The 26,628-nt window shown below is 54.9% G+C and carries 20 protein-coding genes and 1 CRISPR repeat array; of the genes, 9 read left to right on the forward strand and 11 right to left on the reverse strand.

Going from position 1 to position 26,628, the window contains the following annotated elements; translation table 11 throughout:
- Positions 1 to 332 precede the first annotated feature (332 nt).
- On the reverse strand, positions 333 to 1,625 hold the full coding sequence (locus CNO20_RS10830) for a Cdc6/Cdc18 family protein (protein ID WP_101296125.1): 1,293 nt from the start codon (positions 1,623 to 1,625) through the stop codon (positions 333 to 335).
- 1,814 nt (positions 1,626 to 3,439) lie between these two features.
- Between CNO20_RS10830 and CNO20_RS23340 the strand changes: the two genes are divergently transcribed.
- From CNO20_RS23340 to CNO20_RS23005, 4 genes are all read left to right on the forward strand, one after another.
- On the forward strand, positions 3,440 to 3,589 hold the full coding sequence (locus tag CNO20_RS23340) for a DUF7557 family protein (RefSeq protein ID WP_199174806.1): 150 nt from the start codon (positions 3,440 to 3,442) through the stop codon (positions 3,587 to 3,589).
- A 382-nt stretch (positions 3,590 to 3,971) separates the two neighbouring features.
- A complete protein-coding gene (locus CNO20_RS10835; RefSeq protein WP_101296126.1) occupies positions 3,972 to 4,397 on the forward strand; it encodes a CBS domain-containing protein in 426 nt (141 codons plus the stop codon).
- Between the two features lie 236 nt (positions 4,398 to 4,633).
- On the forward strand, positions 4,634 to 4,960 hold the full coding sequence (locus CNO20_RS10840; RefSeq protein WP_101296127.1) for a helix-turn-helix transcriptional regulator: 327 nt from the start codon (positions 4,634 to 4,636) through the stop codon (positions 4,958 to 4,960).
- A gap of 140 nt (positions 4,961 to 5,100) precedes the next feature.
- Positions 5,101 to 5,262, forward strand: coding sequence for a hypothetical protein (locus tag CNO20_RS23005; protein ID WP_158237403.1), 162 nt, complete (start codon positions 5,101 to 5,103; stop codon positions 5,260 to 5,262).
- 1,371 nt (positions 5,263 to 6,633) lie between these two features.
- Here the strand turns inward: CNO20_RS23005 and CNO20_RS10845 are convergent.
- The 3 genes from CNO20_RS10845 to CNO20_RS23010 form a co-directional block, all read right to left on the reverse strand.
- Positions 6,634 to 7,446 carry a hypothetical protein gene (locus CNO20_RS10845; RefSeq protein ID WP_143423198.1) on the reverse strand — a complete coding sequence of 271 codons (813 nt, stop codon included), beginning with the start codon at positions 7,444 to 7,446 and terminating at the stop codon, positions 6,634 to 6,636.
- 59 nt (positions 7,447 to 7,505) lie between these two features.
- The gene (locus CNO20_RS10850; RefSeq protein ID WP_143423199.1) at positions 7,506 to 7,763 is read right to left on the reverse strand and encodes a DUF8112 family protein; all 258 of its coding nucleotides are present in this window, start codon (positions 7,761 to 7,763) and stop codon (positions 7,506 to 7,508) included.
- Positions 7,764 to 7,876: 113 nt separating this feature from the next.
- On the reverse strand, positions 7,877 to 8,014 hold the full coding sequence (locus CNO20_RS23010) for a hypothetical protein (RefSeq protein WP_158237404.1): 138 nt from the start codon (positions 8,012 to 8,014) through the stop codon (positions 7,877 to 7,879).
- A gap of 615 nt (positions 8,015 to 8,629) precedes the next feature.
- Here CNO20_RS23010 and CNO20_RS10860 point away from each other — a divergent pair.
- Both CNO20_RS10860 and CNO20_RS10865 read left to right on the forward strand, forming a co-directional pair.
- Positions 8,630 to 8,896 carry an ArsR family transcriptional regulator gene (locus tag CNO20_RS10860; RefSeq protein ID WP_233204125.1) on the forward strand — a complete coding sequence of 89 codons (267 nt, stop codon included), beginning with the start codon at positions 8,630 to 8,632 and terminating at the stop codon, positions 8,894 to 8,896.
- A 162-nt stretch (positions 8,897 to 9,058) separates the two neighbouring features.
- Positions 9,059 to 11,844: direct repeats of the CRISPR family, unit length 30 nt; unit sequence CTTTCAATCCCACGAGGGTACGTCTGGAAC.
- A gap of 173 nt (positions 11,845 to 12,017) precedes the next feature.
- Positions 12,018 to 12,716 (forward strand): helix-turn-helix domain-containing protein, encoded by a 699-nt coding sequence (locus CNO20_RS10865; protein WP_101296131.1) that lies wholly within the window; start codon positions 12,018 to 12,020, stop codon positions 12,714 to 12,716.
- Between the two features lie 145 nt (positions 12,717 to 12,861).
- Here CNO20_RS10865 and CNO20_RS10870 read toward each other — a convergent pair whose 3' ends face one another.
- From CNO20_RS10870 to CNO20_RS10895, 6 genes are all read right to left on the reverse strand, one after another.
- Positions 12,862 to 13,155: a PadR family transcriptional regulator gene (locus tag CNO20_RS10870; protein WP_101296132.1), complete on the reverse strand. Its 294-nt coding sequence runs from the start codon at positions 13,153 to 13,155 to the stop codon at positions 12,862 to 12,864.
- Positions 13,156 to 13,864: 709 nt separating this feature from the next.
- Entirely contained in the window at positions 13,865 to 15,382 is a 1,518-nt protein-coding gene (locus CNO20_RS10875) for an alpha-N-arabinofuranosidase (RefSeq protein WP_394337260.1), read from the reverse strand.
- A gap of 202 nt (positions 15,383 to 15,584) precedes the next feature.
- A complete protein-coding gene (locus CNO20_RS10880) occupies positions 15,585 to 16,487 on the reverse strand; it encodes an IclR family transcriptional regulator (RefSeq protein ID WP_101296134.1) in 903 nt (300 codons plus the stop codon).
- Between the two features lie 1,334 nt (positions 16,488 to 17,821).
- Positions 17,822 to 18,682, reverse strand: a complete 861-nt coding sequence (locus CNO20_RS10885; protein ID WP_101296135.1) for a carbohydrate ABC transporter permease — start codon at positions 18,680 to 18,682, stop codon at positions 17,822 to 17,824.
- On the reverse strand, positions 18,675 to 19,595 hold the full coding sequence (locus CNO20_RS10890; RefSeq protein WP_101296136.1) for a carbohydrate ABC transporter permease: 921 nt from the start codon (positions 19,593 to 19,595) through the stop codon (positions 18,675 to 18,677). Before CNO20_RS10890 ends, CNO20_RS10885 begins: the two co-directional genes overlap by 8 nt.
- Before the next feature lie 24 nt (positions 19,596 to 19,619).
- Positions 19,620 to 20,966, reverse strand: coding sequence for an extracellular solute-binding protein (locus CNO20_RS10895; RefSeq protein ID WP_158237405.1), 1,347 nt, complete (start codon positions 20,964 to 20,966; stop codon positions 19,620 to 19,622).
- A 126-nt stretch (positions 20,967 to 21,092) separates the two neighbouring features.
- On the opposite strand from CNO20_RS10895, the gene CNO20_RS10900 reads away from it, so the two are divergent.
- On the forward strand, positions 21,093 to 22,616 hold the full coding sequence (locus tag CNO20_RS10900) for an alpha-N-arabinofuranosidase (protein WP_101296138.1): 1,524 nt from the start codon (positions 21,093 to 21,095) through the stop codon (positions 22,614 to 22,616).
- Between the two features lie 157 nt (positions 22,617 to 22,773).
- Positions 22,774 to 23,382: a hypothetical protein gene (locus CNO20_RS10905; RefSeq protein WP_101296139.1), complete on the forward strand. Its 609-nt coding sequence runs from the start codon at positions 22,774 to 22,776 to the stop codon at positions 23,380 to 23,382.
- Between the two features lie 54 nt (positions 23,383 to 23,436).
- Here CNO20_RS10905 and CNO20_RS10910 read toward each other — a convergent pair whose 3' ends face one another.
- The gene (locus tag CNO20_RS10910) at positions 23,437 to 24,576 is read right to left on the reverse strand and encodes an ABC transporter ATP-binding protein (protein WP_101296140.1); all 1,140 of its coding nucleotides are present in this window, start codon (positions 24,574 to 24,576) and stop codon (positions 23,437 to 23,439) included.
- A gap of 189 nt (positions 24,577 to 24,765) precedes the next feature.
- Between CNO20_RS10910 and CNO20_RS10915 the strand changes: the two genes are divergently transcribed.
- Positions 24,766 to 25,632: an SMP-30/gluconolactonase/LRE family protein gene (locus tag CNO20_RS10915; protein WP_199174807.1), complete on the forward strand. Its 867-nt coding sequence runs from the start codon at positions 24,766 to 24,768 to the stop codon at positions 25,630 to 25,632.
- Positions 25,633 to 26,628 lie beyond the last annotated feature (996 nt).

Below are 26,628 nucleotides of genomic sequence, written 5' to 3' on the forward strand. Positions count from 1 at the left end.
GAAATTCGCGTGTCAAGTCATCCTTGTCGGCGGATAGACCCCGACCGAAGGAATCCCACGGCTGTAGCCGTGGGAGGATGTCGAAGCGTCGTCTGAGATCGTGCTCGTACGTTGCTTGGTGGAGGGCACACCGATCCCCCCCATCTCTAGGAGAGGGGTCGTCAGACGCGCGCAAGACACCCCTCGTTTTGAATGAGAAGTGAGCTCGAGAGCCCAGAGGAGGACCGCCCCTCGTGAAACCTGTCATTCAAAACGAGGGGGGTATGAAACATGGGATGCCGAAACTTCCGTCAGGATGGAAACGCCGAACACAAGAGGAATGGCTCTCGAATTCACACCCCTTCAAGCTCTTTCAACCGATCGTCACTCCGGAGAACAGCCGAGAGGACGATATCCGGATCACGGAGTAACTCGTGTTCTAAATACACCCCTTGATTAGGGCCACCGCCGACTCGCGTCGATTCAGTAACCCCAATGAGGGACATTTTTTTAAGAATTTGGTAGACACGCTCATCGCTTACCACGTTTGATCGGACGTCTCGCGCCACGAGTTCATACCGATCATAGATCTCACTCGTTCTGTACGGCTGTTCTCGATGTAAGTTTAGTTTCGCAAGCGCATAGAGGATGAGTTTCGCTTGAGGAGTCGTCACTTCGATTGTCTCCTTCACTTGATCGACCTCTGCCTTTTCTTTTGCTTGCTCAATATGATCGATCTTGACGTGCGTCTCGTCTTGACGTTCAGCAAGATCGCCCGCTAACCGGAGAATGTCGACGGCCTTCCGCGCATCGCCATGTTCGTCTGCAGAGATTTCAGCGGTTAGAGGAATGACGCCATCTTGAAGAACCTCATCCCGAAAGGCATCACGTCGGTGTTCGAGAATCAACTCGAGTTGCCGAGCGTCGTAGGGTTCAAAAACGAATTCAGATGTCCGCATTGAGCTTTCAACACGCGCGTTGAGCTTCTTTCCATATTCAACTTGATTCGAAATGGCGATAATCCCGATATAGGCATCAGTGTGGCCCGCCTCTCGGGCACGAGAGAGCTCGTGGAGAATATCGACGCTGTTGTCGAGTTTATCCACTTCATCAAGGATAATGATCACACCGTCGTAATGGTCGTTGAGAATCTCGTACGCATAGCTAAAGTACTCAGTTGAACCGAGGCCAAATCGTGGGATATCAATCCCGGCGTTCGCATCGCTCTCCAAATCCATGGCAATCTTCCGAGCGACACGTGTTTCAGTATTGTGACTTTTACACTCAACATAGACGCTCCCGGCATCCACCTGGAGCGCGCGAGCAGATTGAACCGCTCGTCGGCTCACGTGCTGTGTGACGAGTGATTTCCCCGTTCCAGTCTCCCCAAGGATAATGACGTGATTCGGTTGCTCTCCATGGACCACATGGCGAATTTCATTCGCAACCGCTTCGATCTCGGGATCTCGGCCGACAATTCGGTCTTCCTCAGGAACAGTTCCGACGACAAGTAAATCACGATTCGCGAAAATCGGTGACCCAAGTGGCCCCTCTTCTTTATCCAGGCCAAAGAGCGGATCTTTCGACGGATCGTGAAGAGAGTCTCTCGGCAGGTCGCGAGAGTCACCATCGGCGTCGTCAGTCATAGACAGACTGAAACACTACTACCGTAAATAATTAATCCACCCCGTTTTGAATCTACGACCGGGAATTCAACAAGGTATGCCCGCAATACGGCAGAAACCAATCTGATACTGAAAACCGCGGTTGGATTGAGATCAAAAGGGCAGTTTGAGAGAAGCTTCGAGCGCATACCCGCATCTTCAGGCGCGGGTCGAACGGTAGGCCCGGCTTAGCATCCGCCGTTGGTTGCCGGGCCGGAGATCCTACGGCGGGACGGTCACGCGTCTGTACGTCCTGGTTCCGTGTGCTACTCTAGCGGAGAGAGCCATGCCAGAGAAGATACGCATGCCGATAACTCGGCTGGAGACGGGGCCTGAGTGACCGGGCCATAGCCCTCTCACGGGAGGTAACCCGAGAGGTTCCCCCGGTGTCTTGCGCGAGCGAAGCTCTCGCGGACTCGTCAGAAGACACAGTCTTCCGAGATGTCGCCGGTTCCTGTGAGAGTGCGGGGTAAACCCTCGAAGGCCACTGGCCGATATCCCGCGGTGGGATGCCACGCCTTGAGGGCGTGGAGGTCACTGATCTTGAGACCCCCCCCTCGTTTTGAATGAGTCTACTCCGGTTCTAGCCGTCAGTGATCGAACCGAGGACCACCCCTGGTTTTGAGTGAGAAATACAGCGGAGACCGGAAATTGAGACCCCCCTGGTTTTGAGTGAGAAATACAGCGGAGACCGGAAATTGAGACCCCCCTGGTTTTGAGTGAGGGAAATGGACTCACCATCCCTTCGTATGAGATTACTGCCCCACACCCCCCTAATTTGGAATGAGAGTACCATTGGTACTACTCCTATGATTCTCTACGACTCGATATCCACGATCGTCTTTGCAATACCTCTCGGTGGGGATCACTGCGTTTTTACTCGATCAATGTTTCCCTATACGACCGGGCTTAATACAGGAAGATTTATATTGGAGTAGTGAGTAAAGTTCATTAAGTTATTCAGGAGCAAAGACGAAGATATCTTCGTCGACAATGAGAACACTAGTAATTCGTAATTTGAAAATGTCTATCGTGTAGGTGCTTTCCCGTGTAAATTCTATTTGAGGATAAGAGAACCAGCACTAGTGGCATCTCATTCAAAACGAGGGGGGTGGGTGATGCTCTACCACCTGTGTCGTGCCTCGATTCCTCGTCACAGACACGACCCTGGAAGGAACTCCTAACCGTGATGAAGATACTTGCGGACCATCCACTCATCGTTTCTGTTCTTCGGTCTGATCGATTAGGCTCGGTCCTAGCTGCTAGCTGTGGTGTGAAAAAGAAGGCGTGTTCGAAATGATCGCTCCTCCCTGCCTGGTGATGGGACATTACCTTCATGCAAAACACCGATCCTCCTGTCTTCATGAATTCGCCCGTGTTAACCTCGTGATAAGGGTAAGTACGAAGTTCTACTCACCCTGGATTTTTACACCTTCAGAAGAAAGTGCCTAGAACCCCAGCTTAGAGGGTTCCCTATGAGTGCACTTACCTGGCTCGTACGGACTGTCATCGAGGAACGACCTGATGAGGTATTCTGTCAATGTCGTCGCTGTGGAATGACGCTACAATCGTCTGCTACTAAATGTTCCCACTGTGGCTCAACTGACATCCATCAGTATGACCTCTCCCCACATTCATTCAACTAACTGGCTTCCTCTACGGATTTGTGACTTTTCTTGCCCTCGAAACACTCACCCGTTGTGGTCAAACATTCACAATGAGATGAGGTTGGTGACTAGATTCTCAACATCAAGACAAACGAAGGGGTTTACCTACTCCCGTCTATGGCGCAGTCGATGTCTGAAATCACCCTGAAGCAAGAGACGCTCGATCGCCTTGACCAACTGCGTGTTGACGACGAGCCGTATGATGAAATCGTTAACGAACTCATTAATATCTATGAAGCTGAGGAATTGTCCCTGTATCGGGTAGGTGACGAGTTCTAATTCTTCATCTCTTTTCTGTCGAATGTTCACCTCTGGCCCCCTCCAAAGCAGTGATATCTCTATCCGCTATTTTCCACGAAGCTAGTAGACGTGTCTGTACGCGGTACTCAGATTATGCCCGATGTCTTACTCACTCAGCAAAGAGACTACTCCCACGACTCAAGTCGTGGGCTTTCTCCTTGATTGCGTGTAACCTCGGAACCTACAGACGATGAGTACAGAGTTTAGTTTAGTTTAGTTTAGTTTATCTTTCAACTTCTACCAGTTATCTTCCTAACAATGTTCATAATCACGCGTTTCGGGAGCGGTATTGTATACGAAACGCTGGGATTTCCAGCCATCACGGTGAACACGTTTCACGAGAAATACCCCTAGTGGAACAATGCCTGTTGGTCACCTCGGTCCTGACGACGTCGTAACGGCAACCAGAGATACACCAGTCGATGAGATCATCGCCCAACTTGCTGCAGAGAGTGTCGGTGCAATCGTTATCACGGAAGACGACAAGCCCGTCGGCATCGTCACCGATCGAGATGTTGTCCTTGCACTGAACGAGACGGAAGACTTCACCTCTCTCACCGCTGCAGACGTTATGACAGAAGATCCCGTGACGCTCCAGGAAGGAGAGGAGGCGATGGAAATTTCACGAACCATCGAGGAGCATCACGTCCGCCGTATCCCGGTGGTCGACGAAAACGGTACACTCACTGGGATCGTCACACTTGATGATCTCGTAGCGACGATCGGCGAGCAGCTCGATAACATTGCAGAGACGATTGAGGTGCAGTCGCCTGAGTACAGTCCCTAGTCTGCACGCTGGGGTTCGGTACCTGCCACGCTTCTTGGTGTGAATCTGGTTCTGGGATCTCAGTATCTGCTGAGTAAGTAGTCTGTGAGAGGTACCTACGCGTCTGACCGCTCCTGACCCTTTTAGAGAGTTAGTTCTCGCTGAATGGTGAGGCTCGGTACGTCGAGTTCCTCGTGGGCCACTGAGAGAGCAATATATATTTGCGCGTAGATCTATTAGTTGATTGTATCTGGCGCATGAAAAACGGCCTTTCTGAGACAGAACAAGCAGGATTGGAATTAATCTACGACCAAAATGGGATCTATCAGAGCGAATTTTGGAAAGAGCTAGATATTTCTTCACGGCAAGGAAGTAGAATCGTGACGACGCTCCTCGATGAAGAGCTTATTAAACGGGAAGAAACGGCATACAATGGTCGAGTCACCTACTTTTTGACACCGACAGCGAAGTTGCTCGATTTCAGTCTCCTCATGGCAGGAGATCTGATCTCGCCGTTTATCGGAGAGAGTGAGACAAATCCTCAGTCGGCTGAGTTCTCTAGCTGGATTATGCGCCTTCGCTAAGAGAATTTTGTCTAGTTCGATGCAGGTGCTCTTTGTTCTTACTGCCCTGCCAGACGAATTGTCAAATCCCGTATTGGCACTGCGCAGATCTCAGAGAGAAACAGAAATACCTATAGCTGAGATACAGACTAGCTTGGGTGATGTTTTCACTCGACCACGACCACGTTACTGGCGGGATTGCCATCGACGACGTTGAAGATCTCACGCTTGTTGTCACCCGAGATGGGTGCTACCAGAGGCAGATCTATGAGTACTTCGAGCAAAAGCGCATGGAAAAGCGCGCATACGGATTCTACGAGTAAAGACGGCTTCGTATCGACTGCGTTCCACTCTCCCCTCTTCCAACTAACCCACACCAGCTCAGCGACTTTGAACTGACGTTGAACGGCAAGAGTCACCAGCCTATTGCTGGGGGCTGATTGCTGGGAGTCCACATCAAAGCCCTCCCCTCAACGAGCGAACCCCGTATGGGGTGAGCGAAGTAGGATAGGGTAGGGTAGTTTACCTCTCTCATCAGAAGAGACAGAGAACCGCGTTCGCTTACGTAGTGGGATGGCTGTCGAAGGTGAGCTTCGCACCAAACCCGAGCAGCACGCTTCCACTCATGTATTGTACTACGCGACGAGTCTGGTGATAGGACGTGGTGAAAAGTCTGTCCCTACGTGTCAATACGGTCTCAGGTGCGCGGAGTGTGGGCGCAGCGCATATTCAGTCGGTAGTGAATCCCTTTTGCGTCGTGACGCACCTACCCAACTTGGAGACCGCTCGAAGTTCAACACGGCCAGAGAGTGGCTTCTCGTCGGAGTTTTTGCATTAGTCGAGATACCGCGGATGAACCCATACAAGATCATCTCCGTAGGCATCGATCCACGCGCGTGCGTCACTCACGTCTGCAACCCGTTCTCCAGATTCGGACACACCATGTTTGTCGAACTCAACGGCAACGAGTGCCTCTGCCGCAGTGTTACAGTAGAGAGCTCTCGTACACTCGGCATCTAAGGCCACGAGTTCTCGGGTTCCTTGTTCGTAGCGAGTGAGTGTGTGAGCTATTTTCGCGGCGTGGTCCCCGTGGCGGTATCTGTTGATCGTAACGAACAGGCCAGTATGGATATCGAGATGCGTCCAGTAGCTGAACGTCCTGCCGCAGCTTGGACACGTGAGGTGTGGAAGACTACTCTCTACTGTCTCGGTATATTCCCAGCGAGGGTGGTAGTCGCCACAGTGTTCGCAGAGTGGATGTTCGCCCTGACGCGCCGTCGTCTTGGACGTGGGTTCTGTGGAGTCACTCGACATGGACGGTCGATACTGTGTGGAGACGCGACATAGGCCGATGGGTGTCAGTTCCGTATGTTCCGATACCCAATCGAAGACGACGGGGGCGGCATGTCGATACGGCATCGGTCGACAGATTGTCGAGGAGATCCCCACTCCCGGTCTCCCCCTGCAATTCTTACACCTGCTGTAAGCGGACACTCTCCCGTGGCTGTCCCCATGACTGCCGTCGACTGCCGTTCGAGAAGCCGCACTCACTACTACCCACCCCGCCAACCCAACCGCCCAGTCCTCATACAGCGAGGGAACGTGCTCCTAGCGTGATGGGATGCGGCCGACTATGCGATCGCGATTACACCCACGAGGGTGCACCCGACTTACAACAGCTGTAAGACCCGAAGTCATTCACCGTGCCCCCGAGCGAACGAGGGACCGCGACCATCACTCATCCGCAGTTCGAGGACGTACTTGCCCTCGCCCTTCTGCCCCCGCCTGCACCACAACGGCGACCCATGAGCGAGTTCGGCGAGTTTCTCGATCGCTCGGTACACTTCGACCCACTGGAAGCGCTGGCCGAACACCGCTTCGAGATGCGTCTTCAACTTGTCCTTCTTCGAGCACAAGCGAACGCGCTTCCCGTTGGCGTCGCTGATCTTGGTTCCCCATTCGCCGAAGTGCAGTGCGATCTCACGCGCGCGTTCATGGACGGGGTAGACGCGATCGACAACTGCCTCCGCACCATGGCGGATGAACCGCTCTAATTTCGAGAGGTGCTGGGCGTCTTCACCGCCCTGTTCGGTCGACAGTGCGTCAGGCTTCTGGATCCCAAGGTCATCTTCACATTGAGAGAGTCGAGCACGGATTTGCGCGTCGGCTTTCGTCCGTGTAATCTGCTCTTGGCGGAGATCCTTTGTGAGTTGCTCGGGATCGGCTGCTTCGAGGTCGTCAACGCGCTTCGAGAGCGATTTGGACCGCTTGCAACTCGAATCGAGGAGTCGACCGACGGGCTGGCCGGCGATCCAGATGTTCTCAAGTGCTGCGTCAGCGTCGTCGTCGACATCGCGGAGCTCGACGTGTTGGCGGGCTTCGAGATCGTCGAGGCGCTTCTCGTAGGCGTCGAGTTGGGCGTCCTTCTCGGCGAGTTGCTCTCGTAGGTGCTCGTTTTCAGCCTGGAGGTGCTCAACCGTCGTTTCGAGTTCGGCGAGGCGCTCCATGACCGCCTGGTGGTCGGTCTCGACGGACGAGTTCGAGCGGCCAGTGGGTGAGTGGGTGCTCATTCGGGCACCTCCTGTGCAGTGTGGTAGGTGACGTGCGTTCGGCGGGTGGTCTCGATGATCGTCGGGCTAATGAGGACGGGCCAGGTCTGTTGGGTCTGGCCGTCTTGGGTGATGCCGATGCGTCCTTCACAGAGGAGGTGGGTGCCGAGCGTGGGCGGGAGCTCGTCGAAGGAGAGGGGTGCACAGCTGAGACAGTAGCACGCCGCGAGGTGCCACCGGGTGTCTTGTCTGTTCTGGTGGAGTCGGACGGTCACCGGATCGCATTCAGTGAGTTTGCGAGTGCACTCGGTGCAGGTGGTGGTCGTGCCGGTGTCGATGCGTAGGCCCAAGAGCAATTGCTCAAGCAACATTGGAATGGGGAGGAAGGTTAGTCGCGCTGGAGTTCGAGCGCCGATTCAGTGTACAGACGTTTTTTTCCCGAGGGGAACTCGGAGGTTTCGAGGTAGATCTCGATCCGGAGGGTTCGGCTGAACGGAAGGGTGAATTCGGTGTGGAGGACGCTCATTTGTGGCCCTCCATGACACAGAAACACTCGAAGCACGGGAGTGTGCCGAGTTCGGCGCAGGTGTCGCACGCTGTGGGGAGTTGGGTTTGGATGTGGGTCGAAGCGCTAGGCTTACAGGAGTTGCAGAGATCAAGCATCAGGCCTCGACCTCCTTTCGCCGTGTGTCGACGATTTCTCCAATGTGAGCCAGTTGACCGGTGTGCTTCCAGCCGCGATCTTTGGCGACGAACGTACGCCATTCTCGGACAGTCCGTCCGTTGAGGTGTTGACGAAAACGAACATCAGTTGCGTCGTAGACTATGACTGAATCAGCCGGTCGGTAGTAGTGGTGAATGTGGCCCTGTTTGTCGACGCCGATTGTGAACGAGTTGGCGAGTGCGTCGGCGATCTCTCTGGCGAGTGTGTCGGTACTGTTTTGTCGGGAGCAAATCGTACTCATTGGTGCCTTCTCCAAGGCAGCGGTTCGGTGCTGCAACACCGGACCGCGTTCTGGCGGCCGTCCACTGCCTCACCTAGACTATATTCTCCCTGTACCTTAAAAGTTGTGCATAATGCACATTCAAAACGAGGCCTCGATGTGCCAATTCTTTTTGCGTAGGCAATGTTATTAGGCGTATGGCCCTTGGAGTAGAGCATATGGATGCGTCCGATCTGACCCGGACGGATAGGGCAATACTCGATGTACTCAAACGCGGTCGGGATGGTGATGAGCCATGGGGACTTGCGACAAAAGGGTATCTTGTCGATGAGACTGGATTTTCGAGAAATAGCGTCTACAACCGTTTAGAAGTGCTTGAAGCGCATGAACACGTTCGCCTTATTCATTCCCCTACGCGGTTATTCGCATTCGTTTCTGATCCGCGGGAAAAAGATAGTGTATGATCTATAACCGTGAACTTCTTGAGCCCGAATTCACCTGTAGTTTTTTAGCTGCTGCAACACGACCTACAGATGATCCATCACGGCATCGTGCGAGTTTCAATTCCGTCTCGGGCTTTCTAGCTGATGGAACGAGCGCGAAAGAGGGAGCATGTGCTCGCACGCCATGTAATCCCACGAGGGTACATCTGGAACATCCCGGCGGACTTCATCTTCTCGCCCATGCCCGACTTTCAATCCCACGAGGGTACATCTGGAACCGTTCGGTCACGCATGGAAGGACGGGTATACGCTAAACTTTCAATCCCACGAGGGTACGTCTGGAACAGCTTAAGTCAATGTATCCCGTAGGTAGTAGTGAGGACTTTCAATCCCACGAGGGTACGTCTGGAACAAGTACTCGGGCTGCTCGGACTGATTCGTCTCGTCTTTCAATCCCACGAGGGTACGTCTGGAACTACGTCGCCAGAGACCCGGTGAAGGTCGAGATCGACTTTCAATCCCACGAGGGTACGTCTGGAACTGGACGGGACGACTAAGCCCTGTCCACTTTTCTCTCTTTCAATCCCACGAGGGTACGTCTGGAACTCCGACTCCCCCAGCTCGACACCGGCGGCTACATCCTTTCAATCCCACGAGGGTACGTCTGGAACGGGAGCTCGTGGACGCGGTCACGAACGGTGTTCATCTTTCAATCCCACGAGGGTACGTCTGGAACCACCTCTAGCTTCTCGCGGCCGCCCTTCGTCTGGTTCTTTCAATCCCACGAGGGTACGTCTGGAACCCTCGAACGTCTTTGCCGCCGATTGCCCGGTGAGTCCTTTCAATCCCACGAGGGTACGTCTGGAACCCAGGATGTTGCGTCCGAACCGTTAGCCCGAGACCCACTTTCAATCCCACGAGGGTACGTCTGGAACTCACAGATCCAGCCGAAATGGACGTGCTGGAACCGTCTTTCAATCCCACGAGGGTACGTCTGGAACGTGACATCGATCCCCATCTCACTCAGTTCTCCGGTCTTTCAATCCCACGAGGGTACGTCTGGAACGTGACATCGATCCCCATCTCACTCAGTTCTCCGGTCTTTCAATCCCACGAGGGTACGTCTGGAACCGGTGTCTCAAAGGATTCGGACACCTACCACCAGGGCTTTCAATCCCACGAGGGTACGTCTGGAACTTCGTCTGGGACCCCGACCCGGGCGACCTATGGGGCTTTCAATCCCACGAGGGTACGTCTGGAACCTTTGTCCCCCGGACCACGGCCGGGATACGGCTGTCTTTCAATCCCACGAGGGTACGTCTGGAACGCGACAAGCGACCTTGGTGCCTACGTCATCACCGGCTTTCAATCCCACGAGGGTACGTCTGGAACGCGGGCATGACGCGCTTGGCAAACGCGAGGCCGTTCCGCTTTCAATCCCACGAGGGTACGTCTGGAACCCGGTGTGATCGCGACAGTCCTCGGCCGCCGTCGGTACTTTCAATCCCACGAGGGTACGTCTGGAACAGAGACGGGCATAACCGACATTGAGACTCCAAGTGCTTTCAATCCCACGAGGGTACGTCTGGAACAACCAAGACTTACCCACACATATGGCTCTTCAGGACTTTCAATCCCACGAGGGTACGTCTGGAACGTGCACCGCGACTCGCTCGAACTCCTGTTCACACGCTTTCAATCCCACGAGGGTACGTCTGGAACGGGGGTCCCCGTGCTGATCGTACGAATCAAATGCCTTTCAATCCCACGAGGGTACGTCTGGAACCGGAGTTCGAGGGCATGCGCGTCGGTGCCGAGGCGCTTTCAATCCCACGAGGGTACGTCTGGAACGATCGGCGAGGGCGACATAACGACCGGCGCGACGAACTTTCAATCCCACGAGGGTACGTCTGGAACCCGTCTTGCACCCGTTCGACATGCATTCGGGCGTGCTTTCAATCCCACGAGGGTACGTCTGGAACGCAAGAGCTCACGCTCGATAAATCGCAGTTCTCTCGCCTTTCAATCCCACGAGGGTACGTCTGGAACTCATGAAAACCGTCGACGTCGTCGTCCCGGCGCTCATCTTTCAATCCCACGAGGGTACGTCTGGAACACCCCTTCACCGAGTCGTGTGCCGTCTGCATCATCTTTCAATCCCACGAGGGTACGTCTGGAACGGCTGGTACGGCGAGAACCTGAACGAGTACGCGAACTTTCAATCCCACGAGGGTACGTCTGGAACTCGCGTGCCTTCTGCGCCGCCTTGTCGTCATTGAACTTTCAATCCCACGAGGGTACGTCTGGAACTGATGACGTCCGTTTCACCAGTTGTTTCCTGGCGGGCTTTCAATCCCACGAGGGTACGTCTGGAACAACGAGACCACGTGCAGGGTGAGTCCGCCCACTTCCTTTCAATCCCACGAGGGTACGTCTGGAACGTCCAACGCGACTTCAGTTCGCTTATCGCGTGGGTCCTTTCAATCCCACGAGGGTACGTCTGGAACGAGAGGATGATGCCCGCCAAGCGGAGGCCGTTGGTCTTTCAATCCCACGAGGGTACGTCTGGAACACGTCTGCGGGGTCGCTGTACGGTGTTGGCGTGTTCTTTCAATCCCACGAGGGTACGTCTGGAACTGAGCAAGCAAGGAAAACGGTACGAAAACGAGATCGTCTTTCAATCCCACGAGGGTACGTCTGGAACCACCCCGAGGAGACGCTCAAGCTGCTTGCCGAAGAACTTTCAATCCCACGAGGGTACGTCTGGAACTAGCCTTGAGGAGACATACCACCTTTGTAAGTACGATCTTTCAATCCCACGAGGGTACGTCTGGAACGCTCGTGTCGGTGACCGCGCGCAAGGATAATCTCCACTTTCAATCCCACGAGGGTACGTCTGGAACGCATGTCGAACGGGTGCAAGACGGTGCGGGGTCCTTCTTTCAATCCCACGAGGGTACGTCTGGAACCCCGGTGGGACACTCGCATCAGTGTAGAGTAAGTCGATCGTAGAACGGCCACGACGAGTTCTACCGCCTCGTCAAACAGAGGTAGTCCCCATATGGAATACAATCGACCTATTTGATATTATTTCTAAGACTACCCGTGGAACTATACCCCTGGAAACGGAGGCAGATAGTAGATGGAGGATTACTCGGGAACAATGATTACGGCAACTCTTTCATTTGACTCCCCTGTTTTCCATGAGATTCTCGCGCCCGTGCCAGATATGACGTTAGTGCTTGAGCCTGGACAGTTTCCGTTTCTAGATGAGCCCCCAGTACACCTTCTCGTGTGGGCAAGCGGTGACGAGTTCGACCGATTTGAAGCCAGTGCTCAAGAATCCTCTGTGGTGAATTATCTGTCGTGTCTCTCGGCAGATTCGTCGGCCCGCTTCTATCAACTTGAGCTGTCACAGACCGAATTCTACCCGCTTTTTCACACTCTCTTTTCCAGTCATGGCGTTCACTTCCTCGATGGTGAAATTACAGTCGAAGGCTGGAAACTAAAACTGAGAGCACCGACGAGATCGATTCTCTCACCGATTCATGAAGAGTTACAAGACCAAGGTATTACCGCAAAGTGGACGTCAATTCACTCTGAATCTGCACACATTGGGTTTACAGCTTCATTGTCTCAGGCACAGTACGAAGTGTTACGGGCAGCGTTCATTCGCGGCTACTTCGATATTCCCCGTAACGTGACACAGACTGAACTTGCTAAAGAGTTTGATATTTCGACTCAAGCCCTCTCTGAGCGTCTTCGTCGAGCGATAACAACGGTTCTCGACGATGCATTTGATGATCCACTTCAACAGGACCTTCGTGAATTCTATTACTAAGATCGCACAAATACCGAGAGCTTCGCCGACGGTAGTCACACCGCGTTCCTCTTTCGTCGAATGTGATGATTCTACTCGCTCAACCGACGCAGTCCCAAAATTAGATGGATACGACTGCGTTTTCCGTCCACGAAACTGTGAACCTTTACGCAGAGGTAACTTCTGAGGCGGTGGTATAATTAGATTCCCACTCTGCACGCGCTTGGATTTCTCTGCGTCCACGAGATGTTAGCGCGTAATAATTGGTCCGTCTATCGACTTGTCCTTTTTCCACAAGGACTTTCTCAACAAGCGTATCGAGGTTTGGGTACAAGCGGCCGTGATGGATCTCTGCTTCATAATACTTTTCAAGCTCATCTTTAACTGCCAACCCATGTGGCTTGTTCTGCCAGGCGATCACGTAGAGGAGGTCGCGTTGAAAGCCCGTTAGATCGTGCATCGTAACTAGACCTTATCCTTCACCACATTATCTCTTTTGATGAGAGCCCTGTTTTATCACCACTTTCAATACGAATAGAAGTCCAATTTGTTGTATCGCATTCAGTCGACGTCTATAGTCTTGACTAAACACTTTCCAGTGACGCTAGATATATATTCAGAATCCATCATATTATATTCCAATTGAGAGTAACAATAGCGATCCGACTTGAAGAATAGGGGTAACCGCCTTAGGGAGAAGAAGCTGAAGGAGTTGCGAAAGAATCCTTTTACGCAGAGTGGACACACCCTTGCTTCGGTCTGATTAGTTGGCATCTCTTAACTATACTGACTACCAGTTATTCTGTAATTCATTGTAAATTCTTCGCGTGGTAGTATCTAGTCTTCGTTTCATCTCTTCCTTAGCAGGAGGACGATCAATGGGAGCTTAGTTTGGTCGCCGCGTACTGTCATAGTGGACGAAGACGGTGAGCTAGTACTGGAATCTGGCTTATCCACCCATTCACGTTTGATGAAACCGGTCAACCCACAGCACGAGCATTTGGATCCACTTTTGTTCATATTTCGATCGACATAGTCGATGTGCCCGCACAGGCGGCATTGGGTCAGGGCAATCAGGCAGCCCATATCATCGACGAGAAACGTCGTCTCCGAGATATCGTGGTTCCCGGCCAGTCGGCCAAGAAACTAGCCCTCAACCGTCCTTGGATTCAGATCTCTACGTGGAGTCCGACGACGGATGTGGGCGCGACGTCCAGGTAGATACCCTCGTTTTCAACGTCGACATCGATAGGTTCGGATGTAAATGAGTCGGCGTTGGCGGCCGTCAAGACCTTGTCGACGGCCGTTCCGGCGAAAAGGATCTCGGCGCTGGCCCGGTTCGGCGTCGCCTCGGTTTTAATTTCTACGGTCCGGGTTTCGTCGTGGTGTCGGTTGCTGAACGTGATGAACACGTCCGACTCGTGCGTCGACGCGGACGCGCTCACGTAAGGCAGGTCCTGTTCCGGCGACACGAGTTCGTGGAGACCGGTGTTCACCGTTGTCCGTACGGCCATACTGTCCATATGGTCCTTATAAAGGTCAAAAACTTGGTACGTTTGCGTGGGCCACGCTTCTTCCGAATCCGTCTGGACGACACACTGAAGCACGTTGACTGTCTGTGCGAGATTGGCCATCGTCACCATGTCGGCGTTCGTGTTGAATATGTCGAGACAGGCGGCGGCAACGAGCGCATCGCGGGTCGTTTGAGCCTGTTCGAGGCCATTCTGGAATGTCGCCTCCGGGTGCCAGACGCCCCACTCGTCGACGATAATTCCGATACTGCTGGAGGGGGCAAACTCCGCAAGCGTTTCCGTCAAGCGCGCGATGTCAGCTTCGATGTCTGCACAGCGCGCGAGGCTCTTGTAGTACTGTTCCGTTGTGAACCCGGTCGACCGTACGGTCGAAATATACCGGTGGACGGAGAGGTGGTCGATGAGGGTCGTGTGCTCGAAGATACTCTTTCCCCCCACCGTTTCCATGAACCGTCGATTCCAGTCCGGTTCAATAAATCCACAGGCAACGAGTTCGATGTTGCCAACGCAACCGCTCCGCTCCAGTCCGCGGATGAAGGTCGCATACGTCCGGTAATCCCGGCCGTAGTCGTCGGGATCGTAATTTCCTCCACATCCGTACGTCTCGTTGCCGATGCCCCAATATGTCACGCCGTACGGCTCCTCGTGGCCGTTCTCGATGCGCCTCCGCGTGTACGCTGTGTTCGCATCGGAGTTACAGTACTCGACCCAGTTCATCGCTTCCCGAGCCGTTCCGGTGCCGACGTTCGCCGCGAGATACGGTTCCGCGTCCAACAGTTCACACGTTCGCATGAACTCGTCGGTCCCGAATTCGTTCGGCTCCTCGAACACGCCACCATCTGTCTCGTTCGGACGACCCTGTGCCCACCAGAGGTTCCGTCGGCGAGGCCGATCGTGACGGGGGCCGACCCCATCTTCCCAGCAGTAGTCCTCCGCGAAGCAGCCCCCCGGCCAGCGGAGCACCGATGGGTCAAGCGCGGCGAGCAGCTCTATGGTGTCGTCTCTGAGGCCGTCGGTCGTCGACAACGGTGATCCTTCGCCCGCCCAAATCCCACCGTAGATACAGCGACCGAGGTGCTCGGCAAAGTGGCCGTAGATCTCCGGGGCGATGCGTCCGATGGGCTGCGTCTCTCGAACATATATCTGTTCAGTCACCATGTGTATTCGGTAGATTCGTTACCGTAACCAAGGTTTCTCGGCTCGACGGTACGTCTTCCGTTCGCAGAGATCGGATGACGGTGACACGAAATCGTCGGTTCCGATGTCCTCGCCATAAGTGACTGTCCCGGCGATACGGGCACACGATGCGCGCTCACTGTGTCCCTATCGTCGTCGCGTTTTCGACCGTCAGTCATCGTTATTCCTCCTCGGCGAGATTCGATTCGATGTTGGCCACTGTCTCTTTGACCCGCGTAACGAGATCGGAGGACGTGCTCCCTTCAGTCCCTCCAGGTTGACTGGACGCATCGATGGAGCCCCGATTTCCGAGTGTGTACCGACGCTCGGTCGCCATCACGTCTCCTTGCGCCCCGGGAGCCGGTTGAGGAGAGCCGATGGAGTTGCGTCGCTGAAGGCGCGTTATCTCCCGTTCGGGGGACTCCGATGGTGCAGTAAGACTGAGCACGCTCGTGGCGTGGTCCCTCGGATCGGTTATGGGAACCGCGACGCGGCGAACGTTGCTGTTAGGTGTGTCCGTCGCGTAACCTCGTCGCCTAATGGTCCTGAGCTCTGCTGACAGGCTATGGCTTTCACCCCCCTCCCAGACATCTGGCTCGTTTGAATCCGTAAGTATCTCCTTCACTCGTCTGTGTGGAAGCGACGCCAGGATCGCCCGTCCCGGCGCACTGTGTTTGAGGGAAATTTCGGCGCCAACGTCGCCGTCGGGAGTGAGTTCCTCGCACCGATTCACGCTCATCAGTAGGACCGCGCGCTTCCCGATAGCCACGGTGAGTGTCGCATACGCATCCGTCTCATCGGCGATCGTGGTTACCTCGTCGGACGCGGCACGGTAGATGCGCGACTCGCGTTGTGCCGAGGCCCCGAGCGGAACGAACCCCAGGTCGAGTACGTAGGTAGTCCCGCGTTTCTCGACGTATCCACAGTTTCGAAGCGTTTTGAGGTGGTCGTAGACGCTACTTTTCGGCAGGTTCAGGTAGCGTGCTAGTTCGGTCACTCTGGCCCCACCAAGCGATTGTAACGCCTCGAGAATAAGGAAGTCCGTCCGAACCGACTTCACTGGATATTCCGTTTCTCTGGCCATGGTTGTGTATTGTCGTCGGATCACATAATTGTTCGGTAATACCGTACAAATGACGGGACACAGGATCGGCCAGTCGAGATTCAGGCCGACTCAGACTAGCTCACGGAGAATCCTCGACAGTACAGCGGTTCCCGTAGGATGGCTGCCGTAGGTCTCGGTTACCCGGAGCGTGCACATGGCGAGATGGCACTCTGTACGGTCTAGCGGCAACAACGCTACCATCGGTCGCGAGCCATCCTTCAGTGTAGCCGACGCGAATGTCGTTGTCCGGGTCGATGCTGAATTTCCAGATGCTATACAGCAAAGAACTCCAGTCTACGTTGAGGTTGATGCGTCTCATCATTACTGACCCTCGTCCGGCAGCGTTTAGCTTTAATCGAGGGCACTAAGCTCTCTTCCTCACCGAGCGCCGCAGGCGCGAGTAGGGAGGGGAGACAGCGCCCGCACAGTTTACTTTCACTGTCTACGGCATCTGTACTCCCCGCGCGGTCGAAGCGTGCAGTACGATGCTCACCACGTCTCCGACGGTGTTCACGCATGGTTCGAAACGGCGGAGCCGGTTCGTCATCACGAAAGGCGCTCCGCGCCTTCGAACGACGACAAGAAGCGCGCACCGGCGGTTGTGGCCGAGTGTCTATTTGGGAGGAGTGGGACACTCCGAACCACCCGTAAAGGAAAGTCGCCTGCGGAGTCTGGAACCCCTGTGTCCATGTCGGATGCACGTGCCGACGCAGAAACAGGAAGCCCTGTCCTTAACAAACGAGGGGCGGGTAGCCTCGAGTGCGGTAGGGAAGGGTAGTTCACTACTTTCACCTCCGGTTCATTCGGCGTCCGTACAATCGCCAGTGTCCGGCAGAACCGAACAGTCGGCGGACGAACTGCTCCGTCCATCACATTCATACTGTTGTAACGCCCACGTGAGAATCACATTCACAAGGGACGATTGCACACGTCTCTATTTTCCCTCTGGGGGTGAAATGGATCTGAGCGCCTGGATCAGGTATGTGTAATCGTTTGTTCGGTCATGGCGGACAAAATCCCAGTCGAGGGTCTTACAGGACCGACCGTCGGGTGGACACGTTCTGTGCTGGGAGAAATCGGCTATCCTGATGTACGAGGTGAGCCGATAGCCGTCGCTCGTATTCTAGCGCATCCGGCCAAATACCCCTGCACGATCCGAGCGCTGGTTTGCATCGCCGTGCATGCAATGGGGGTGGATGTTCCTCCCGACGAAGTGAACAGGAGCCTGCGTCACTCGTCGAACGACCGGTGGGAGCAGAGCAGCCGTCAAAAACGTAGCCCACCGAGGACATCAGTTCTGGTAATGAATTAAATCAGGTCACCCCCTGCATCTCCACGGCGGAGATGAGCTTGTCTTGGACAGCGAGGAACACCAGGAAGAGCGGTACTGACGCGATCATGGCCGAGGCCATGACCAGTGCTGGCTGATACGTGTAGGTGTTTCGGACGGTGACGATACCGATCGGGAGCGTGTATGCCTTTTCTTGCTGTAGAACGATCAACGGCCAGAGGAACTGGTTCCAACTCCAGACAAAGATGAACAGGCCGAGAGCCGTAAGTACGGACTTCGATAGAGGCAAGATGATCTGAAGGTAAATCCGGAACGTGGAGAATCCGTCTAGCTGAGCCGCTTCCTGTAACTCGTACGGGATTTCCTTGAAGAACTGAACAAGCAGGAAGACGCCGATTGGCCCCGCTGCGAATGGGAGGACCACCGCGAGATAGTTGTTTATGAGCCCCAGATCGGAGATGAGTGTAAACAGCGGGATGATGTTCACGAATCCAGGGACCATGAAGCTCGCGATGATGATTCCGAGAATGTAACGTTGCCCTGGCCAGTCCAGTCGCGTGATCGCGAAGGCGATCATCGAATCCACGACCAGCACGAGCACCGTGGTCGATAACGCGATGATGAGCGTGTTGATCAACCACTGAACGATGAAGGTCTCCGTGAGCAGCCGGATATACCACTCGAAGGTGATGGTGTGCGGGATCCAGCTCGGATTCGGCGAGAGTGCTTCTTGCGACGTCTTGAGTGATGACGAGATCATCCACGCGTAGGGGATTAGGAACAGGAACGCTGTCCCATACATGACGGCGTGGATGGTGATGCTCCGTATCGTTTCCTCGGTCAAGGCGGTGACTCCATAGCTGGACTCGGTTTTTTCACTCATTATTCCCTCTGAACAGGTAGTAGTTCGCGAACGACACCACAACGAGTATCCCTGTTAGGACGTACCCGAGGGCGGCAGCGTATCCGAAATTCCGCTGATTGAAAGCCACGTTGTACAGGTACATCACAAGGGTTTCTGTTTCCTTACCGGGTCCGCCGTGGGTCATGATGTACGGCTGGCCGAAGATCTGAAACGACCAGACGAGATTGATAATAACGACGAAGAAGATTGCGTGGCGCATCTGGGGGAGCGTGATATCACGGAACGCTCGCCACGACCCCGCCCCGTCAAGCTTCGCTGCCTCGTAAAGATATTCCGGCACACTCTGTCGAGCGGAAAGTAGGATAACGAAGCTGAATCCAGAGATCCACCACATCGTCATAAATGCGATCGCTGGCATCGCCCAGGTGTACGACTGAAGCCACGCCGGCGGATTGATTCCGGTGAGGGAGAGGTAGGAGTTGATCGGTCCGTACCCTGTCGCGTACAGTTCGATCCAGATGAGTGCCGCCACGGAGACGGTCAGGATGTAGGGGCTGAAGAAGACCGCTCTGAGCACTCCCCGTCCCTTGATATCGCGATTTACACCGAGTGCGAGACCGAGGCTGAAGATGACGATCATCGGAACAGTGAGGACAACGAAATACAACGTGTTGCCCAACGAGTTCCAGAAGGCCCCGTCGGACATCATCCTCGCGTAGTTCTGGACTCCGATGAACTCCGACTCTGACGGGAAGAACGGGTTCCACTCGAACAGACTCATGTACCCGCCTTTCAGAAGTGGGTACAGTAAGAAGAGTGAAAAAGTCGCGAGATACGGGAGTGAGAACAGGATCCCCTCTATCAGCTCTTTATTCGACCGTTGCTCCAAAAATCCGCCTTTGAGTGACGAAAGTTGGTCCTTTGTAGACATTGTGGATTGTCGTTGGACGTCAGTTCAGAGGTTCGAATTCCACGTCTGCACTCCGTTGCTGACCGCCTCTTTCGGGGAGACGTTGTGCGCGTACGCGTCCAACAGCCAGGTCCAGTTCGTCTGGTCGTAGATGTCGAAGTTTTCCAGCTGCGGGTAGTACGCGAGCTGACCGTTCTGGGCCATTTCCATGAAATCCTTGAGTGTCACGTCCCAGATCTCAGCATTCCGAAGATCGTCACTTTCGAGCGTCGGGATATACGCGGGGAGATGACCGGCCTCTGCACCCCATTCCGGGTTGTTCTGTGTGAGCCACTCGGCAACTTTTACTGTCGTCTTGATGCGTTCATCGCTCATCTTCGGGTCGGGAAGGATGAGCGTATGACTGTCCGCGGCCGTTCGCAACTGGGTCGCATTCGGGGTGACGTAGGGCTTCATCATGTTCCAGTTGAAGTCGACATCGCGGAGTCGATTCACTGTCCACGTCCCGTGGACCATGAATCCGATATTGCCTGCTAAGAATTCGCGATTGACCCGGTCTTCAGAGGTGTCGGGGATGTCCCACTTTCGTTCTCCCGAGACGCTAGCGTAGTATTCGGCAGCTTCGAGCCCCGGCCCCTGGTCGAACACCGCTTTCGGCCCGTCGCCACCGGTCTCAACGAGTTTGCCACCGAGGGAGGCGATGGATGTGAGGTACTGACGATGCTCGACGCCCGTGTTCGGACTGGGACCGAACGGCGTGTAATCGGTCTCGTCGCGAATCTTGTTGCACGCCTCCTCAAACTGGGAAAAGTCGTCGAATGGGGTGTTGGTAACCCCGGCCTCCTTCAGGATATCTTCATTATAGTACAGGCCGACGGGGTGGGAGTCCATCGGGACTGCACGTATTTCGTCGTCGATCGTACACGCGTCAAGGATCTGCTTGACGTAGTTCGTGTTGGACATCAGGTCGCCGATAGGGACTACTAGATCACTGAACCGACGTAGATACGCCCCGTGGCAAATCGCCAGGTTCGGCGCCTCGTTGGACGTCATCGCGGTAAACAATCTGTTGTAGTATTCATCCCATGGAACCCGCTGTCGAGAGATCGTGACGTCCCCGAGTGGTTGTTCGTCGTTGAACCGCTTGATCAGCTTCACCATGATCTCGCCGTCACCGCCGGTGAGTAGGGTCCAGTAGCTGATTTCCATCCCACCGCCGCTCTTCCCGGCCTTGGATCCGCCGTCTCCACCCGTACACCCGGCAAGTCCAGCTATTCCGGCTGCGCCGACACCCCGCAGGAATCGACGTCTGCTGGAACTGCTTATTAGGGCGGATCGGTCCTTCACTGCGGCCGCTTTTGCTGAACTGCTAGGCGTGCTACTCTGCGACATCCGCTGACAATTATGATTTATAGTTATTAAACTTTTTGTCATTTATGTGACGGAATCGACGCTAGGAAGACTCTAGATTTATATACCAGATGTCTCATTAGTAAGATTGCCCACGAGCAATACCACATGACAGACAACGTATTCATTCGGCCGCACGACGAGATCGACCGCATCGCCCCCGAAATCTACGGCCACTTTGCCGAGCACCTCGGTCGCTGTATCTACGGTGGGATCTGGGTCGGTGAGGACGATCCTTTGTCAACCACTGACGGCGTCCGCGAGGACACCGTCGAATTGTTGCGTGACCTCGAAATTCCGGTCCTTCGCTGGTCGGGTGGCTGTTTCGCCGACGATTACCACTGGGAAGACGGCATCGGCCCCCGCGAGGAGCGTCCGCGCCGCCGCAACCTCTGGTGGACACAGGGTCGCGAGAACGTCCCCGAGGAGTCGAACCAGTTCGGAACCGACGAATTCCTCCAATTCTGCCGCCTCGTCGATACCGAACCGTACCTGGCACTCAACGTCGGATCGGGATCACCGACCGAGGCGGTCGACTGGGTCGAGTACTGCAACTACGACGGCGACACTGAGTACGCGAACAGGCGACGCCAGAACGGCCAGGAAGAGCCGTACGACGTGACCTACTGGGGCGTCGGCAACGAGAACTGGGGCTGTGGCGGCCGCTACGACCCCGAGACTTACGGCGAAGAGTTCCGCCGGTATGCGAACTACCTCCAGGGGTACGACCGGATCATGGGCGACGGCTCGCTCGAACTCATCGGCTGTGGGCACATCACGGACGACTGGAACCGCAAGTTCATGGAAAGCGTCGGCGGGACCTCGAGGACGAGCGAGGACTCTGCGTACCACCTGTTGGACCACCTCTCCATCCACCGGTACTACGACTGCGGGGACAGCACGGATTTCACGGACGAACAGTATTACAAGCTGTTCGCCCGGTCGCTGGCGGTGGCAGACGATGTAGACAAAGCGGCGAAGGTGCTGGACACGTACGCGCCGGGGACGGATATCGGGGTGATCGTCGACGAGTGGGGTGTCTGGCACTGGCACGCCAACGCGAAACGCGCCGCCGGTCTGGAACAGGAGAACACGGTTCGAGACGCGTTGACAGCGGCGGGTGTTCTCGATGCGTTCAATGCTCGCGCGGACGTGCTGACAATGGCCAACCTCGCACAGACGGTGAACGTGTTGCAGTGCATCATCCAGACCGACGAAGCGTCCGCTTGGGCGACGCCCACCTACCAGGTGTTCGATCTCTACAAGCCGCACATGGGTTCGACCGCGTTCCGAACGGTCGTCGATACCGAGATCATGGATCTTGACGGGGAGGACCACGACGTGCCGCTCGTCAGCGCGTCGGCTTCCCAGAGCGACAACGGGCTTTTCGTGACACTGAGCAACCGGGACCTAGACGGACGACAGGTCGCCGTCGACACCGGTTTCGGAACGCACTTTAGCGACGTCAGCGCTAAGATCCTCTTCGCCGATCAGAACCCACGGGAGTACTCGACCAGCGAGAACGCGGACGAGTTCACGGCGGGTACCATCGATGCGGACGTCAACTCGAACGGTGAAATTGTGGTTGACATTCCCGGTAGTTCCGTGGTCAGCCTGGCCGCACGACCGTAATCGGCTAGACCGACTGGACCTGCTAGCCTTCGTTTTTTGTTGTCGACGGGGTTCACTGTCGCAGTTCGAATGTAGGTTGGGGTTCGCGTCGCGAGAGTGATTCGTGTACATCGCTGGGAGAGAAAGGGTAATCTAATAACTGATCCAACCGCTGCATATGTTCATGAGGGATGCTGACACGCGAATGGTATTCAATTCGTTCGTCGAAGCGATCCGGTTTTTTTACGCAAACGGTCCGAGACTCGTCGTCGTAAGCTTACTTTGGTTTCTCTGTTCACTCCCCATCGTCACCAGTGGGCCCGCGACGCTCGGAGCATATGCCGCGATTGCATCGCTTCGCGAGGGTCACCACATCGACCGCGAACACGTCGTTCGCACGGTGAAACGACACGCCATATCGTCGGCATTACTGCAAGGCGTCCCGCTCGTCTTTGGCGGAGTTGCGGTGCTCTACGCTCGGCAGTACCTCGCGACGCGTTCTACGCTTGCATTCCTGCTCGGTGTTGCGGCCGTCTATGCCGCCGCGTACACCGCGCTGCTGCTTGTCCCGACGTTCGCCGGGCTCGCCACGGGTGACGCACTGGAGCCCGCGCTCCGGACTGCCGTGAGGTGGACTGCTCGAAACGGTGCCGCAGCACTGTCGATGGGAATGGCGACCCTTCTGCTGTTCGTGATCACCGCCCTGTTGACGATCGGGTTCGTCGTTTTGTTTGCCGGAATCGCGTTCTCGTTTCACCTCGAAACGGTGCTCGACCCGCCCGGGTAGGGCGTACGAGAATCCCGGTTGTGGTTGATTAGCATGGAACGAAGAGTCAGAACGTCAGGTCCGCTGTGCAGTGGCTCCCGCCGGCCCTAGTTGCGTGGAACCGGTGTCCGTCATCACGTTGTCTTCAGTCGTCTGATCGAAGATGTGCATTTTCGTCTCCTCGAACGTGACGACAATTTCGTCGCCCTCTTCGAAGCCGTAGTCCCCCATGGCCCGCATCGTGAACTCGATCCCATTCGAATTCAGATAGAAGTAGTTGTCGTCACCGACGGGTTCGTGAACGTCGAGCTGCGCGGTAACCGTGTTCACGGAGCTCCTGTCAGCGAACATCATGTGCTCGGGACGGATACCCAAAACGAGTTCATCACTCGTACTGCGTTCGCGGATTCGCTCCGCTGTCTGGGAGCCGACCTCGTAGGTGAAGGCCTCGCTCTTCAACGTCGTCCCGCTCAGCGTGACATCGAAGAAGTTCATCGAGGGAGAGCCGATGAAATCCGCGACGAACCTGTTAGCCGGTTTGTTGAACACTTCGGCGGGGGTTCCGACTTGCTGTAGATTCCCGCCCTCAAGGATTACGACCCGGTCACTCATTGTGAGCGCCTCCTCCTGGTCGTGCGTCACGTAGATTGTGGTCGTCCCGAGATCGTCCTGAATACGCTGCAGTTCGGTGCGCATGTGGGCACGCAACTTCGCGTCGAGGTTCGACAACGGCTCGTCCATGAGGAACACCTCGGGTTCGCGGACGATGGCGCGGCCAGTTGCAACGCGCTGTTGTTGCCCGCCGGAGAGCGCCCCAGGCTTCTTGTCGAGTTGATCTTCGATCCCCATCATGGTGGCGACCTCCTCGACACGCTCGTTGATCTCGCCCTTGGGGAGGTTGGAGGTCAGTTTCAATCCATACGACATGTTCTTTCGAACAGTCATGTGTGGATAAAGTGCGTAGTTCTGGAACACCATCGCGACGTCCCGGTCCTGCGCCGGGACGTTGTTCACCACCCTGTCGCCGATGGATATTTCACCGCCCGAGATCTCCTCGAGACCGGCGAGCATCCGAAGCAGGGTGGATTTGCCCGACCCCGACGGGCCAACGATCGTGACGAATTCTCCGTCCTCGATTTCCAGGCTGAAATCGTCGACTGCGACGATGTCGTCGTTATAGACCTTCTTGACGTTACTGAAGCGGACCTGACTCATACGTCCTCTAGCACCTAGTGTGCGGTGTTCCACATAACTGTTTTCCCGCCTGTCAGCGCACGACTTCAGTCATGAGCCATCAGTGACAGAATCCGAGGAACTGGCCAGCTTCACCCGTCAGTCATACATAGGCATCGCCCAGGTCGTGACCCCATGGCTATATGTGCGGGGTACAAGTATCGGACGACCATGGTCGAGTTGGACCTCATCGCAGACTACGGGTGTCACATCGGGGAAGGGCCCATCTGGCACCCCGACGAACAGCGACTCTACTGGGTCGACATCCACAATGGACGACTGTTTCGGTACGACCCCAAGGCGAACGACCACGAACAGTGTCACGAAACGACCGCCATCGGGGGCATTACCATACAGGCCGACGGATCGTTGTTGTTGTTCGAGGACCGTGGAACTGTCGAAGTGTGGCATGATGGAACGACCGAAACGGTCATCGAGGAGATCCCACAGGAGATCGATTCGCGGTTCAATGATGTCATCGCGGACCCCAAGGGACGGGTTTTCTGTGGCACGATGCCGACAACGGACCACGGTGGCCGTCTCTATCGACTCGATCCGGACGGAACGTACACCCACTTGGAAGATGGGCTCGCGATTCCGAATGGAATGGGGTTCACTCCCGACCTAGAACAGTTCTACTTCACCGAGTCGGAAGCGCATTGCATCTATCGGTATGACTACAGCGAGGAGACCGGTGCGCTCTCCGACCGGAAGCTGTTCCTGAGGAGTGCGGACGAACCGGGGATTCCGGACGGGATGACCGTCGACTCCGAGGGATATCTCTGGTCGGCGCGGTGGGACGGAGGGTATCTCGCTAGATACGACCCCACGGGACGGGAAGAGCGACGAATCGAGTTCCCGGCACGGAAAGTATCGAGCGTCGCATTCGGGGGCGAAGGCTACGACGAAGCCTACGTGACGACAGCACTCGGCCCTGGAGGGACGAAGGAGATCGAGGGAGAGGGCGCAGGCGCGCTGTATCGCATCGAGCCAGCCGTCAGCGGTACCCCGGAATTCCGATCGAGAATCGGGCTGTAGTTCGATGGCCTAGAACGAGTCACTCATCCTGAAAGCCGTCAAATGCTTCGAGTACGGTTTTTAGTCCTTTTTCCCCCGTCACCACCGATGCTCTCGGGTTGTATCCTCCATCAAATTCACTCGAAGAGTGTTGGTCTCAATCGAAAGCTGGGCGAGCCAACCATCTGTTTCATAAGAGTACTGAAATCAAAGAGTATTTTGTCACCGCGCTTCTGAGACTCTCTTCTCCGAGAATCTATGAGTTTCACTCTGAAGCATGGTTTCATCTTCTCAGTGCCAAGAATGGCAATTACTTTTCATTCGAACGTTATACGACGGTCAGTCTGTTATCAGACAGTGGATATACTGGTCCAAAGATTCATAGAGCCAGCAATGACCGAATTACGCTCTCAACGAGTAACCTTCTGCAGAAAAACCAGGTAGCGTGTTTATTTCTACCGAACGATCTATTTTTCGGAATCCGAACTAAGCGGAACCGGCGAAATATCGGTGAAGATCGCCTCACGATGCAGTTTTTAGTTATGAATATCATCAATATGAATAGAGATAGAGAACAGGTGATTCGCTGATTCAGCTGCTCTTTGGGCCTGTATCGTGGGAATTATTGTCTGTTAGATAGCTGTGCGATGATAACGAACCATCTCACGAATTCTGTTACAGCTGTACTACTGTAATCCAAATCGGAAGCAGAAAAATAAGACTTAGTTGTCATGATCCACTCCTCGAACAAATATGTCCCTTGCCAGCGGTTTACGGGCTCAATTAGGCATCTACTGTAAGAGTTGTGTAGGAGTAACATTCTATTTGCATAAGGTACGTTGCGGCAATCAAGCTATGATAAATGTTCACTATTGCCGGACCATATGATCTGTAATGGGAGATGAGATAGCCCACCACAAATTTATAATAGTAAATAGATTATCCAAATAATCCTAGTTAAACTCACATTCTATCCCGAAAAATGACTAATACTATATGTGATTGGCTACCGTCCCT

The sequence above is a fragment of the Halegenticoccus soli genome (assembly GCF_002844195.1).
In the GTDB taxonomy this organism is placed as follows: domain Archaea; phylum Halobacteriota; class Halobacteria; order Halobacteriales; family Haloferacaceae; genus Halegenticoccus; species Halegenticoccus soli.